This window comes from Streptomyces sp. NPDC101152 (genome assembly GCF_044768275.1).
Lineage (GTDB): Bacteria > Actinomycetota > Actinomycetes > Streptomycetales > Streptomycetaceae > Streptomyces.
Map to the genome: position 1 here is coordinate 237,930 of NZ_JBIWPO010000010.1, position 12,701 is coordinate 250,630.

The 12,701-nt window shown below is 71.0% G+C and carries 14 protein-coding genes; 8 read left to right on the forward strand and 6 right to left on the reverse strand.

Annotated elements, in window-relative coordinates:
- The first annotated feature begins 12 nt into the window (after positions 1-12).
- The 3 genes from ACIRVK_RS16715 (at position 13) to ACIRVK_RS16725 (ending at position 1,806) form a co-directional block, all read left to right on the forward strand.
- Positions 13-264 (forward strand): DUF6458 family protein, encoded by a 252-nt coding sequence (locus tag ACIRVK_RS16715; protein ID WP_404247520.1) that lies wholly within the window; start codon positions 13-15, stop codon positions 262-264.
- 164 nt (positions 265-428) lie between these two features.
- On the forward strand, positions 429-1,589 hold the full coding sequence (locus tag ACIRVK_RS16720; RefSeq protein ID WP_404247522.1) for a glycosyltransferase: 1,161 nt from the start codon (positions 429-431) through the stop codon (positions 1,587-1,589).
- A 52-nt stretch (positions 1,590-1,641) separates the two neighbouring features.
- Positions 1,642-1,806, forward strand: coding sequence for a hypothetical protein (locus tag ACIRVK_RS16725; RefSeq protein ID WP_165954846.1), 165 nt, complete (start codon positions 1,642-1,644; stop codon positions 1,804-1,806).
- A gap of 12 nt (positions 1,807-1,818) precedes the next feature.
- Here ACIRVK_RS16725 and ACIRVK_RS16730 read toward each other — a convergent pair whose 3' ends face one another.
- Together ACIRVK_RS16730 and ACIRVK_RS16735 are read right to left on the reverse strand one after the other, a co-directional pair.
- A complete protein-coding gene (locus ACIRVK_RS16730) occupies positions 1,819-3,645 on the reverse strand; it encodes an NHL domain-containing thioredoxin family protein (protein WP_404247524.1) in 1,827 nt (608 codons plus the stop codon).
- A gap of 29 nt (positions 3,646-3,674) precedes the next feature.
- A complete protein-coding gene (locus ACIRVK_RS16735; RefSeq protein ID WP_404247526.1) occupies positions 3,675-4,067 on the reverse strand; it encodes a cupin domain-containing protein in 393 nt (130 codons plus the stop codon).
- 52 nt (positions 4,068-4,119) lie between these two features.
- Here ACIRVK_RS16735 and ACIRVK_RS16740 point away from each other — a divergent pair, with 52 nt between their 5' ends.
- Together ACIRVK_RS16740 and ACIRVK_RS16745 are read left to right on the forward strand one after the other, a co-directional pair.
- Positions 4,120-5,139 (forward strand): GlxA family transcriptional regulator, encoded by a 1,020-nt coding sequence (locus tag ACIRVK_RS16740; protein WP_404247528.1) that lies wholly within the window; start codon positions 4,120-4,122, stop codon positions 5,137-5,139.
- Positions 5,136-5,630 carry an LURP-one-related/scramblase family protein gene (locus ACIRVK_RS16745; RefSeq protein WP_404247530.1) on the forward strand — a complete coding sequence of 165 codons (495 nt, stop codon included), beginning with the start codon at positions 5,136-5,138 and terminating at the stop codon, positions 5,628-5,630. The genes ACIRVK_RS16740 and ACIRVK_RS16745 overlap by 4 nt, the downstream gene beginning before the upstream one ends.
- Positions 5,631-5,649: 19 nt before the next feature.
- Here the strand turns inward: ACIRVK_RS16745 and ACIRVK_RS16750 are convergent, their stop codons facing one another.
- Entirely contained in the window at positions 5,650-6,447 is a 798-nt protein-coding gene (locus ACIRVK_RS16750; protein WP_404247532.1) for a carbon-nitrogen family hydrolase, read from the reverse strand.
- A gap of 184 nt (positions 6,448-6,631) precedes the next feature.
- Between ACIRVK_RS16750 and ACIRVK_RS16755 the strand changes: the two genes are divergently transcribed.
- A complete protein-coding gene (locus tag ACIRVK_RS16755) occupies positions 6,632-7,456 on the forward strand; it encodes a maleylpyruvate isomerase family mycothiol-dependent enzyme (RefSeq protein ID WP_404247534.1) in 825 nt (274 codons plus the stop codon).
- A gap of 41 nt (positions 7,457-7,497) precedes the next feature.
- Here ACIRVK_RS16755 and ACIRVK_RS16760 read toward each other — a convergent pair whose 3' ends face one another.
- Both ACIRVK_RS16760 and ACIRVK_RS16765 read right to left on the reverse strand, forming a co-directional pair.
- Positions 7,498-8,799, reverse strand: coding sequence for a nitrate/nitrite transporter (locus ACIRVK_RS16760; RefSeq protein ID WP_404247536.1), 1,302 nt, complete (start codon positions 8,797-8,799; stop codon positions 7,498-7,500).
- Positions 8,796-9,458, reverse strand: coding sequence for a GntR family transcriptional regulator (locus ACIRVK_RS16765; RefSeq protein WP_404247538.1), 663 nt, complete (start codon positions 9,456-9,458; stop codon positions 8,796-8,798). Before ACIRVK_RS16765 ends, ACIRVK_RS16760 begins: the two co-directional genes overlap by 4 nt.
- A gap of 211 nt (positions 9,459-9,669) precedes the next feature.
- On the opposite strand from ACIRVK_RS16765, the gene ACIRVK_RS16770 reads away from it, so the two are divergent.
- Both ACIRVK_RS16770 and ACIRVK_RS16775 read left to right on the forward strand, forming a co-directional pair.
- Positions 9,670-10,581 (forward strand): D-alanyl-D-alanine carboxypeptidase family protein, encoded by a 912-nt coding sequence (locus tag ACIRVK_RS16770; protein WP_404247540.1) that lies wholly within the window; start codon positions 9,670-9,672, stop codon positions 10,579-10,581.
- A 71-nt stretch (positions 10,582-10,652) separates the two neighbouring features.
- Positions 10,653-11,321 (forward strand): class I SAM-dependent methyltransferase, encoded by a 669-nt coding sequence (locus ACIRVK_RS16775; RefSeq protein WP_404247542.1) that lies wholly within the window; start codon positions 10,653-10,655, stop codon positions 11,319-11,321.
- Here ACIRVK_RS16775 and ACIRVK_RS16780 read toward each other — a convergent pair.
- On the reverse strand, positions 11,308-12,696 hold the full coding sequence (locus tag ACIRVK_RS16780; RefSeq protein ID WP_404247546.1) for a dihydrolipoamide acetyltransferase family protein: 1,389 nt from the start codon (positions 12,694-12,696) through the stop codon (positions 11,308-11,310). The genes ACIRVK_RS16775 and ACIRVK_RS16780 overlap by 14 nt on opposite strands.
- Positions 12,697-12,701: the final 5 nt, after the last annotated feature.

Sequence of the window (12,701 nt, forward strand, 5' to 3'; positions counted from 1 at the left end):
GAGGCGACACTCATGGGCCTCGGCGGGTGCATCATCCTCATCGCCGTGGGAGCCATCCTCACGTTCGCGACCGACTGGCACATGCAAGGGGTCAACCTCGACCTGGTCGGGATCATCCTGATGATCGTCGGCCTGATCGGCGTCAGCACCTTCAGCGGCATCGCCCGACGCCGGCGCGTCGTGGTTCCGCCGACGACACCGGTCGTGGAGGAGGAGGTCCGCCACCGCCGTACCGACGGATACTCCGACGGGTACGGCCTGTAGACGGATACGGCATGTAGGGGGACAACAAGCGACAAGCGTGAGCATTCCGTGACCGGAAGCGTCTTGTTGGCTTGTGTGAAAATAGTGAAGACTCCGGGACAGAAAGAGCCCGGGGGGTCGGAAGTGCCGGGCGTGAACCGTTCAGCGCACCCGGAGGGCTCCCCGTGCTCCACCCGGCGGAGACGACCGCCGGGGCACCCGTCGCGGTGCCCCGGCACCCGCGACGGCACGCGGCACGCCGCGCCCACGCCGCACCCGACGAACTCGTCGTCCCGCTGCGGCTGGTGGCGCTGATTCCGGCGCACAACGAGGCGGACCGCATCGCCGACGCCGTACAAGGCCTGTGGCGGCAGACCCGGCGCCCCGACCTGATCGTGGTCGTCGCCGACAACTGCACGGACGCCACCGCCGAGATCGCCGTCGCGAACGGCGCTCAGGTCTTCGCCACCCAGGGCAACACGCACAAGAAGGCCGGTGCCCTCAACCAGGCCATCGCCTGGGTGCTGCCCCAACTCGAGGACCGCGACCTGCTGTTGGTGCAGGACGCCGACACCGTCCTCGACCCCTGGTTCAGCGAGACCGCCATCGGCACCTTCAACCGCAAGGTCGGTGCCGTCGGCGGCGTCTTCTACGGCGAGGAGGGCGGCGGCTTCCTCGGCCTGCTCCAGCGCATGGAGTTCCACCGCTACGCCTGGGAGCTGGAACGCACCGGCGGCAAGGCCCAGGTGCTCACCGGCACCGGCACGATGTTCCGAGCGCGGGTTCTGCGCGAGGTGCGGGCCGCGCGCCGCAGCGGTCTGATCGGCGGCGGCAACGCCTACTACAGCCTCGCCTCGCTCACCGAGGACGACGAGATGACCAAGGCCGTCAAGACGCTCGGGTACCGCGCCATGTCACCGGCCGGCTGCGCGGTCACCACCGAGGTCATGCCGACCCTGGGCAAACTGTGGCACCAGCGGCTGCGCTGGCAGCGGGGCGCGCTGGAGAACCTGCGCGACTACGGCTGGACCCGGGTCACCGCCCGGTACTTCCTGCAGCAGTTCCTCATGGGGTTCGGCGCGCTGTCCTTCCTGGTCTACCTGACCTACATGATCACCTACAGCACGCTCTACGGCTGGCCCGGCCTCTCGCCGTTCTGGACCGCCATCGGCCTCCTCTTCGTCGTCGAGAAGACGGTCTCCGTACGGCGCGCCGGGGCGCGTGCGGTGCTGGTCGCCGCGCTGATGGTGCCCGAGATGCTCTACGACCTCTTCCAGCACGCCGTCTACTTCACCTCGCTGTGGGGGCTGTTGCGCCGCAGCGAGGAGAAGTGGGTGGCCACCTGACACCCCCCTGACCCACCCCCCGCGCACCAACCCCCGCTAGGAGAAGCACGACATGTACGGAAGAGTGATCGGCGCCGGGACGACCGGCGCCGGCGGCGCCACGCTGGCCGCCACCGGAATGTGGATGAACAGCATGGCGCTGCTCGTCACGGCCACCACCCTGATGGCCGCCGGGGTGGCCCTGTTCAAGCTGGCGCCGCGCCCGCGCCGTCGCTGAACGCGGTCCCGGTCAGTCGGCCGAGTCGTCCATCCCGGCCAGGACCAACGGCAGCCGGTCCGCCCCGCCTTCGGTGAGGCGGACCGGAACGCCCCAGTCCTGTTGGTGGACGTGGCAGGCCGGGTAGGCGTTTGCCGGATCATCGTCGCAGGACGCCGCCATCGCGGAGATGTGCAGGACGCCCTCCGCTATCCCCGGGTCGAGTTCGAGGACGCGGAACAGGTCCGTGTCCGCGCCGCCCCCGGCGAGCAGCAGCCCGGGCGGGGTCGAGGACACCAGGAGCCGCGTCGACGGGCCGTACCGCGTGTCCAGTTTCTGGCCCGCCGGGGCCTGGAAGACGACGTCAAGCCGGAGCTTGCCCGGGGCCACCTCGGTGGCCTCGCGCTGGGTCCGGTGGGCCACCGACTCCACCCGTACCGCCTCCTCCGGCAGGCGCAGCCGGGTCAGCCGGTGCCGGGCCGACTCGACGACCACGAGGTCGGGGCCGACCAGGACGGCGTCGCTCGGTTCGCGCAGGTCGGTGGCGAGGGTGGTGACCTCGCCGGTCGCGGGGTCGTAGCGGCGCAGGGCGTGGTTGTAGGTGTCGCTCACGGCCACCGAGCCGTCCGGGAGCGCGGTGACGCCCAAGGGGTGCTGCAGCAGCGCCTGTTCCGCGCTGCCGTCGCGGTGGCCGAAGTCGAACAGGCCCGTGCCGACGGCGGTGTGGACGGCGCCGTCCAGGTCCACCCAGCGCAGGGCGGACGTCTCGGAGTCGGCGACCCAGAGGCGGTCGGCGGTGGCGGCGAGTCCGGAGGGCTGGGCGAACCAGGCCTCGGGACCCGGGCCGTCGACCAGTCCCTCGTTGGTGGTGCCGGCCGTGACGGCGACCGTCCGCTCGGCGGGGTCGTAGGCCCACAGCTGGTGGATGCCGGCCATGGCGATCCAGACCTTGCCGGCGAAGACGGCCACGTCCCAGGGGGAGGACAGGTCTGTCTCGCGGGCCGGGCCGGAGGTGGGCGAGCCCTGCCACCACTGGCGGCCGGTGCCGGCGAGGGTGGTGACCTCGCCGGTGGCCAGGTCGAGGCGGCGCAGCGCGTGGTTGACCGTGTCGGCGACGACGACCGAGGAGGCGTCGAGGAGAGCCAGGCCCTGCGGTTCGCTGAAGGACGCGGTCTCGGCGGTGCCGTCGGTGAACCCGCGGGCACCGGAGCCGATCCGCCGTACGACCGTCTCCCCGTCGCTCTCCAGCTCCACCAGCTGGTGCCGGGTGGTGTCGCTGACCAGGAAGGTGCCGCCCGGCAGGACGAGCGCCTTGCCCGGGAAGCGCAGGGTGGTCGGCTCCGGCTCCGGCGCCACGTAGGGACCGTCACCGCGCCGCAGGGTCCCCTTCGCCTCGTGCTCGGCCTCCAACTCCGTCACCAGCCGCTCGATCGCGTGCACATGCCCCTCGCCGGCGTGCTGCGCGACGACGTACCCCTCGGGGTCGATCACCACCAGCGTCGGCCAGGCCCGCACCGCGTACTGCTTCCAGGTCGCGAGCTCCGGGTCGTCCAGCACCGGATGCTCCACGCCGTAGCGCTCCACGGCGTCGACCACGGCCGCGTGCTCTGCCTCGTGCACGAACTTCGGCGAGTGCACCCCGATGACGACGACGGTGTCCGCGTGCTTCTCCTCCAGCTCCCGCAGCTCGTCGAGAACGTGCAGACAGTTCACGCAGCAGAAGGTCCAGAAGTCGAGCACCACGATGCGTCCGCGCAGGTCGGCCAGGGTGTACTGCTGGTCGCCCGTGTTCAGCCAGCCGCCCCGGCCCACGAGTTCGGGGGCGCGGACGCGGACGCGGCGGGGAGGAGAGTCGGTCATGGCTCAAGCGTGCCACCTGCCACTGACAGTCACGAAAGCGCGTGCCCGGTGGTCGCGTCCACGTGGTCCGGGATCTCGTCGTGGTGGTCGCCGACCGTGAGGGTGCCGCTGGGTTCGAGCAGGAGGATCTCGGTGGGGGCGGGGGCGTACGGCCGGTGCTCCGTGCCCCGGGGGACCGTGAAGACCGAGCCCTTCGGGAGGACGACCGTGCGTTCGCCGGACGGTTCGCGCAGGGCGATGTGGAGTTCCCCGTCCAGGACCAGGAAGAACTCGTCGGTGTGGTCGTGGACGTGCCAGACGTGCTCGCCCTCGACCTTGGCGACGCGCACGTCGTAGTCGTTGACGGTGGTGACGATGCGCGGGCTCCAGCGGTCCGTGAAGGATGCGAGGGCGGCGGACAGGGCGATGGGTTCGGTGGTCATGGGGTCATCGTGGGGGTGGGCCGGGCGGGTGTGCGAGTGCTAGAAATCGCACATGGCGCAAGGATCCTCTCAGCGGCCGCAGCAGCCTGTGCGCGCTCCGCATCGGGTCGCGGTGATCGTCGACGAGGGCACCAATCCCTTCGAGGTGGGTGTGGCGACCGAGCTGTTCGGACTGCCGCGGCCGGAACTGGGGCTTCCGGGGCCGCTGTACGAGGTGACTGTGTGCGCGCCCGCGCGTGAGGTGCGCATGAACCACGGGTTCTTCACGCTGACCGGGGTGGCGGGACTGGACGCGGTGGACGGCGCGGACACCCTCGTCGTACCGGGACGGCCCGACAACGTCGTCCCGCGCGGGGCCGCCGTACTCGACGCGATCCGCCGCACGCACGCGCGTGGCGCACGCGTCGTCAGCTTCTGCACCGGGACCTTCGCGCTCGCGGAGGCCGGGCTGCTGGACGAGCGGCGGGCGACAACGCACTGGCGCTGGGCGGATCTGTTCCGCGAGCTGCATCCCAAGGTGCTGTTGGAGTCGGACGTGCTCTTCGTCGACGAGGGCGATCTGCTCACGGCGTCGGGCAGCGCGGCCGCGCTCGACCTCGGCCTGCACATCTGGCGTCGCGACCACGGGGCGGAGCTGGCGAACGCCGTTTCCCGGCGGCTCGTCTTCGCCTCCCACCGGGACGGCGGGCAGCGGCAGTTCGTGGAACGGCCGGTGCCGGACGTGCCCGACGAGTCGTTGGGGCCGCTGCTGGCCTGGGCACAGGAACGGCTCGGCGAGCCGCTGACGGTCGCGGACCTGGCGGCCCGGGCGGCGGTGTCCCCCGCGACACTGCACCGCCGCTTCCGCACCCAGCTGGGCACGACCCCGCTCGGCTGGCTGACCGGGGAACGCGTCGCCCTCGCGTGCCGTCTCATCGAGCGCGGGGAGGAACGGCTGGACGTCGTCGCGGCGCGAAGCGGCCTCGGGACGGCGGCCAACCTACGCGCACGCGTGCGCAGCCGGACCGGGCTCAGCCCCTCGGCCTACCGGCGGCGTTTCGGGCCTGCGCTCAGGGAAGAGGTGGGGACATGAGATTCCAGGTACGCGACCGGCTCCTCGGCTTCGGCGAGGACTACTGGATCGAGGACGAGCACGGCGGCAAGGTCTACCTCGTCGACGGCAAGGCGATGCGCCTCAGGGACACCTTCGAGCTGAAGGACACCCACGGGCGGGTCCTGATCGACATCCACCAGAAGATGTTCGCCCTGCGCGACACCATGGTGATCGAACGGGACGGCCAGCCCCTCGCCAGGATCAGGCGCAAGCGTCTTTCCCTGCTGCGCCACCACTACCGGGTGACCCTCGCCGACGGCACCGAACTCGACGTCAGCGGCAAGATCCTCGACCGCGAGTTCGCCATCGAGTACGACGGTGAGCTGCTCGCCGTCATCTCGCGCCGCTGGCTGCACATCCGGGAGACCTACGGCGTGGACGTCGTCCGCGACGACGCGGACCCGGCGCTGCTGATCGCGGTGACGGTGTGCGTGATCCATCTGGCGGAGAAGGAACGCGAGGACGACTGAGGCAGCTGGTGACGCGGCACTAGAACGTGTGCGGGGGCTCAAGGCCCAGGACCCGGTCCTTGAGGGCCGGGAACTGCTCGCGGGTCGTCGCCACCCTCGCCGGGTCGATGTCGACGGTGAGGATCTCCTCGCCGGAGCCCGCCTCCGCCAGTACCTCGCCCCACGGATCCACCACGATCGAGTGACCCGCCTGCGGAACTCCCGCATGGCTCCCGGCCGTTCCACAGGCGAGCACGAACGCCTGGTTCTCCACCGCCCGCGCCCGGGCCAGCAGCGTCCAGTGCGCCCGGCGTCGTTCCGGCCAGCCCGCCGGGACGACGAGGGTCTCCGCGCCGGCGTCGACGAGCGAGCGGAACAGTTCGGGGAATCGGAGGTCGTAGCAGGTGGCGACGCCCAGGGTGGTGTCGGGCAGACGAACCGTCACCAGGTCGCGCCCGGCGGCCATCAGCACGGCCTCGCCCTTGTCGAAGCCGAAGCGGTGGATCTTGCGGTAGGCGGCGGCCAGGTCGCCGGACGGTGAGAAGAGGAGGGAGGTGTTGTAGAGGGGGCCGTCGGGGTCCCGCTCGGGGATCGAGCCCGCGTGCAGCCACACGCCCGCGTCGCTCGCGGCCTTCGCCATGGCCTCGTACGTCGGCCCCTCCAGCGGCTCGGCCTCCTGGGCGAAGACCTCGTAGGCGAACGCGCCCGTGGTCCACAGCTCGGGCAGCACGACGAGATCCGCCCCGGCCTGCTCCCGTACCAGTGAGGCCACCCGACGCCGACGCGATTCGACCGATTCGCCCTCGTTCACATCGATCTGGAGCAGAGAGGCGCGCACACTACCACCGTCCTGGCATTCGAGCCCTTCACACGGGCCTACGATCGTCACACGAAAGCACTGCCGGGGTGCCTCACAGCAGCGTAACTTAGCGTTCCAAGACACCCGCCGACAGCAGCCGCCACCTCCCACTGGCAACGCCGCCACCACCGCCCGTGTACCGACCGCCGAGGGGTCCCGTTCCGTGAGTCTGCATCCCACCCTCCAGCCCTACGCCGACGCCTGGACCCACTCCATCGAGGCGATATCCGAGCTGGTGCAGCCACTCGTGGAGGGAGAGTGGAACCGGCGCACCCCGTGCCCGGGCTGGTCGGTCCGTGACGTGGTCTCCCATGTCATCGGTCTGGACTGCGAGATGCTCGGCGACCCGCGCCCCATCCACACGCTGCCGCGCGACCTCTTCCACGTCACCAACGACCACCAGCGCTACATGGAGATGCAGGTCGACGTCCGCCGCCACCACACGGCGCCGGAGATGACCTCCGAGCTGGAGTACGTGGTCATCCGCCGCAACCGCCAGCTGCGCAACGAGTCGCGCGACCCGGGCACCAAGGTGCGCGGCCATCTCGGCACCGAGCTGACGCTGGAGGAGTCCATGCGGGCCCACGCGTTCAACGTGTGGGTCCACGAGCAGGACCTGCGCGCCGCCCTCGGCCGCCCCGGCAACCTCGACTCCCCCGGCGCGTACGTCGCCCGGGACATGCTGCTGGCTCAGTTGCCCGCCGTGGTGGCCGAGCGGGCGAACGCCCCGCGCAGTTCGGCGATCGTCTTCGACGTGCACGGCCCGCTGGAGTTCCTGCGCACCATACGCGTGGACATCCAGGGCCGCGGCACCCTCGAGACGGTCCCCGCGCTCGGGCCCGCCGCCACCTTCACCCTCGACTGGGAGACGTACGTACGCCTGGCCTGCGGCCGGGTGACGCCGGACGCGGTGGCGGACCGGGTGAAGGCGGAGGGCGACCCGGAGTTGACGGGCGCGGTCCTGCGGAACTTCGCGGTGACGCCGTAGGGACTGGGCCAGTTGGAGACGGTCGGAGCGGGGCGCCCGCCTCACGCGGGTACGTGCACCGTCTCCACCCGGCTCGCGACCAGCCGTTCCCGCTCGCGGCGGGCGACCCGGCGGCGCAGTCGCAGGATCTGGCTCACGCCGAGTGCCTGCAGCACGAACACCGAGGAGAAGGCGACGGTGTAGTCATCGCCGGTCGCGTCCAGGAGCACGCCGATCAGGAACAGCGTCGTCATCGAGGCGACGAAACCGCCCATGTTGGTGATTCCGGAGGCCGTGCCCTGACGCTCCGGCGGGTTGGCCGGCCGCGCGAAGTCGAAGCCGATCATCGACGCCGGTCCGCACGCGCCGAGCACCGTGCACAGCACGACCAGCAGCCACATCGGCGCGTGCGCGCCGGGCCAGGCCAGCGTGGCCGCCCACATCACGGCCGTCGCCCCGACGGTGCCGAGCGCGAGCGGCAGCCGCGCCGTGTGGTGCCGGGCGACGATCTGGCCGTAGACGAGGCCGACGACCATGTTGGACAGGACGACCAGGGTGAGCAGTTCACCGGCCGCCGCACGGGACAGGCCCTGCGCCTGGACCAGGAACGGCAGGCCCCACAGCAGCAGGAAGACCATCGCCGGGAACTGGGTGGTGAAGTGCACCCACAGGCCGAGGCGCGTCCCCGGCTCCCGCCAGGAGGCCACGATCTGACGGCGTACGTAGGCTGCGCCCTGGTGCGGGAAGGGCTCCGGCTCGTGGCCCTCGGGGTGGTCCTTGAGGAACAGCAGCATCAGGACCAGGACGAGGACTCCGGCGAGCGCGCTGCCCGCGAAGGCGGGCGTCCAGCCGACGCCGTGCAGCAGCCGGGCCAGGACCAGGGTGGAGACCAGGTTGCCCGCCATGCCGACCAGGCCCGCGAGCTGCGCGATCATCGGCCCCCGGCGGACCGGGAACCAGCGGCTGCCCAGCCGCAGCACGCTGATGAAGGTCATCGCGTCACCGCAGCCGAGCAGCGCGCGGGAGGCGAGGGCCGTGCCGTAGGAGGGGGAGAACGCGAACCCGAGCTGGCCCGCCGTGAACAGCACGGTGCCCAGGGCCAGCACCTTCTTGGTGCCGAGCCGGTCCACCAGCAGACCGACGGGTATCTGCATGCCGGCGTACACCAGCAGCTGCAGGATCGAAAAGGTCGACAGGGCGGAGGCGTTCACATGGAAGCGGTCGGCGGCGTCCAGACCGGCCACTCCCAGCGACGTACGGAAGATGACGGCGACGAAGTACACCGAGACGCCGATGCCCCAGACGGCGATCGCGCGCCGGCCGCCCGGAGGATCGCCCGGCAGGGTGACGGAGGAGGAGCTCATCGGACCTCCCCCCGGGCCAGGTGGGAGAACCAGCCCACATGCCGGTGGACGATCCCGACGGCCGCCTCCGCGTCCCCCGAGCGCAGCGCCTCGAGGATCTCCTCGTGCTCGGCGAGGGTCTTGGCGATCCGGTCGGGGTGCGAGTGCATGATCGCGACACCCATCCGCAGCTGCCGGTCGCGGAGCTGGTCGTAGAGGCGGGAGAGGATCTCGTTGCCCCCGCTGCGCACGATCTCGGCGTGGAAGCAGCGGTCGGTGACCGCGGCGGCGGCCAGGTCCCCGGCGGCGGCCTGCTGCTTCTGCCGGGCCAGCAGCTCCTCCAGCCTTTCGACGAGCCCGGCGGGAGCGGGTACGGCCTTCCTCGCCGCGTGTTCCTCCACCAGCAGCCGGGTCTCGACCACGTCCGCGATCTCCTGCGCGGAGACCGCGAGGACCAGGGCGCCCTTCTTCGGGTAGAGCCTGATCAGCCCCTCCACCTCGAGCCGCAGCAGGGCCTCGCGCACCGGGGTCCGCGAGACCCCGACGGCCTCGGCGAGCTCGCCCTCGGTGAGCAGGGTCCCGCCCTCGTAGCGGCGCTCCAGGACGCCCTGCTTGACGTGGGTGTAGACGCGGTCGGCGGCGGGCGGTTGCTTGGCGGTCAGAGTCCCGGGGCTGGTCATGCGAACAGCATAGATACAACACGTACACATGAGGGATCGGGTCCAGCATCCGGACGCGCCACATGCGGACGAATCACCCGTCCCACAAACCCCGCCCAGCAACAGTGCAACCAACTGTGCTATTTACGTGTCTCACACATGCGGCCCCCTTTCGCTTCCCGTCCAACTCGGCCGCACATCAGGGGCTTTCAACATAATCGGGGTATATCAGTTGATTACCGCCATCACCGGCACCCAGGGCAGCCGCCTCCGCCGAGCCGCCGCGGTCAGTGTCACCGCCGGCGCCGTTCTCGCGGCCGGGGCCTTCGCCGCGGCACCCGCGCAGGCCGTCACCGTGCCCTCCATCGTGGCCAAGGGCGGCTACGTCATGAACAACGCGAACGCGTCGACGCTGTACGGCAAGGCGCAGGACACGAAGCGTTCGACGGGCTCCACCACGAAGATCATGACCGCGAAGGTCGTGCTCGCGCAGCCGAACCTGAACCTGGACAAGAAGGTCACGATCCAGAAGGCGTACAGCGACTACGTCGTCGCCAACAACGCCTCCCAGGCGCACCTGATCGTCGGCGACAAGGTCACCGTCCGTCAGCTGCTGTACGGGCTGATGCTGCCCTCCGGCTGCGACGCCGCCTACGCGCTCGCCGACACCTACGGCTCGGGCACGACGCGGGACGCGCGCGTGAAGTCGTTCATCGGCAAGATGAACAAGGCCGCGACGGACCTCGGCCTGAAGAACACGCACTTCGACTCGTTCGACGGCATCGGCAACGGCAACAACTACTCGACGCCGCGCGACCTGACGAAAATCGCGAGCAGCGCGATGAAGAACGCCAACTTCCGCGCGATCGTCAAGACGACGTCGTACACGGCGAAGACGGTCACCAAGACGGGCTCCATCCGCACGATGGCCCCGTGGACCAACACCAACGGTCTGCTCAGCAGCTACAGCGGCACGATCGGCGTGAAGACCGGCTCGGGCCCGGAGGCCGGGTACTGCCTGGTCTTCGCCGCGACCCGGGGCGGCAAGACGGTCATCGGCACGGTGCTGTCCTCCACGTCCATCCCGAACCGCGAGGCGGACGCGAAGAAGCTCATGAACTACGCCTTCGCCAGGCTCGGCTGACGCCGGCTCGGCAATCGTCCGGAGGGGCCCCTCGCGACAGGCGAGGGGCCCTTCTTCTCTGGAGTCGCGGGATGACCGAGCCCACCTACCTCACCGCGGTCCGCCAGTCGTACGACACCGTCGCCGCCGCCTACGCCGAGACGGTCAGGGCGCCGACGGAACTGGACCCGCTCTCCCGCGCGATGCTCGGCCTGTTCGCCGAGACCGTGCGGGACCACGGCCCCGGGCCGGTGGCGGACCTCGGCTGTGGGCCGGGGCTGGTGACGGCGTATCTCGCGAGGCTCGGGGTGCCGGTGTTCGGCCTCGACCTGTCACCGAAGATGGTCGAACTGGCCGCCCGGGCCAACCCCGAGGTCGCCTTCGCGGTGGGCTCGATGACGGCCCTGCCCCTGCGGACAGGCGCTCTGGGCGGCATTCTCGCCTACTACTCCACCCATCACACTCCTCCGGACCGCCTCCCCGCCCTCTACGCCGAGTTGCGCCGCGCGCTGGCCCCGGGCGGACTCCTGATGCTGGCCGGCCACGCGGGGGACGGCGGCGCGCCTCTCCGCCCGACCCGGGCGTACGGCGGGCTCCCGGTCTCCTACGAGACCCACCTGCTCCCACCGGCCCGCCTGGCGGAACTGCTGGAAGAGGCCGGACTGGTGGTCACCGCCCGCCTGGTCCAGGAACCGGAGGGCGGTGGCCGACGGAGGATCGCGACCCTGCTGGCTCACAAACCGCGCGTCACGCCCAGCTGATCAGCCTCTTCGGCTGTTCGAGGATCGCCGCGACGTCCGCCAGGAACCTGGAGCCCAGTTCCCCGTCCACCAGCCGGTGGTCGAAGCTCAGGGCCAGGGTCGTCACCTGACGTGGCTTCACCTTGCCCTTGTGGACCCACGGCTGGAGCTTGATCGCGCCGACCGCGAGGATCGCCGACTCCCCGGGGTTGAGGATCGGCGTGCCCGTGTCGACGCCGAAGACGCCGACGTTGGTGATGGTCACCGTGCCGCCCTGCATGGCGGCCGGGGACGTCCTGCCCTCGCGGGCCGTGGAGACCAGTTCGCCCAGGGACTCGGCGAGTTGGGGCAACGTCTTCGCGTGGGCGTCCTTGATGTTCGGGACGATCAGGCCCCGGGGAGTGGCCGCCGCGATGCCCAGGTTGACGTAGTGCTTGAGGACGATCTCCTGGGCCGCCTCGTCCCAGGACGCGTTGATGTCCGGGTTGCGCTTGACGGCGACCAGCAGTGCCTTGGCGGTCAGCAGCAGGGGGTTCACGCGCAGACCCGCGAACTCCTTGTCCTGCTTGAGCTCCTCGACCAGCTTCAGGGTCCGGGTCACGTCCACCGTCACGAACTCCGTGACGTGCGGCGCGGTGAACGCCGAGCCGATCATCGCCTGCGCGGTCGCCTTGCGGACGCCCTTGATCGGGACGCGGGTCTCGCGGCCCGCGTCGTACGTCGGCACGGGCGCGGTCGCCACGGGCGCCGAGGGCGTCTCCACCGCCGGTTCCGGCGTCTGGGGCGGCGGCGCCACCGCCGCGTGGACGTCCTCCCGGGTGATGATGCCGTCCGGGCCGGACGGGGTGACCGTCGCCAGGTCGACGCCCAGGTCCTTGGCCAACTTGCGCACCGGCGGCTTGGCCAGCGGGCGGGGCTTCTCCGCGGAGGCCGGCGTCGCCCCGTGGCCGTTCAGCTCCGTCTGGAGCGCCGTCGACGCCTGGGAGACCACGACCTCCGGGCCCTTGCGTGGGCGGCGCTTGGTGGAGGACGTCGCCACGCCGTAGCCGACGAGCACCGGCTGTCGGCCCTCCGGCTTCTGCTCCTCGGCCGGCACGGGGGCCTCGGCAGCGGACTCAGCCGGTGGCTCCGCCCCACCCGAGACGTCCACAGCGATGATCGGCGTGCCGACATCCACCGTGGTGCCCTCGGGGAAGTGCAGGTCGCGGACCACACCGTCGTACGGGATGGGCAGTTCGACGGCCGCCTTCGCCGTCTCGACCTCGCACACCACCTGGCCGTCGGTGACCGTGTCGCCGGGCTGGACGTACCACTTGAGGATCTCGGCCTCGGTGAGCCCCTCGCCCACGTCCGGCATCTTGAACTCGCGTACGGACGCTTGCGTCATCGTCGTCACGACCC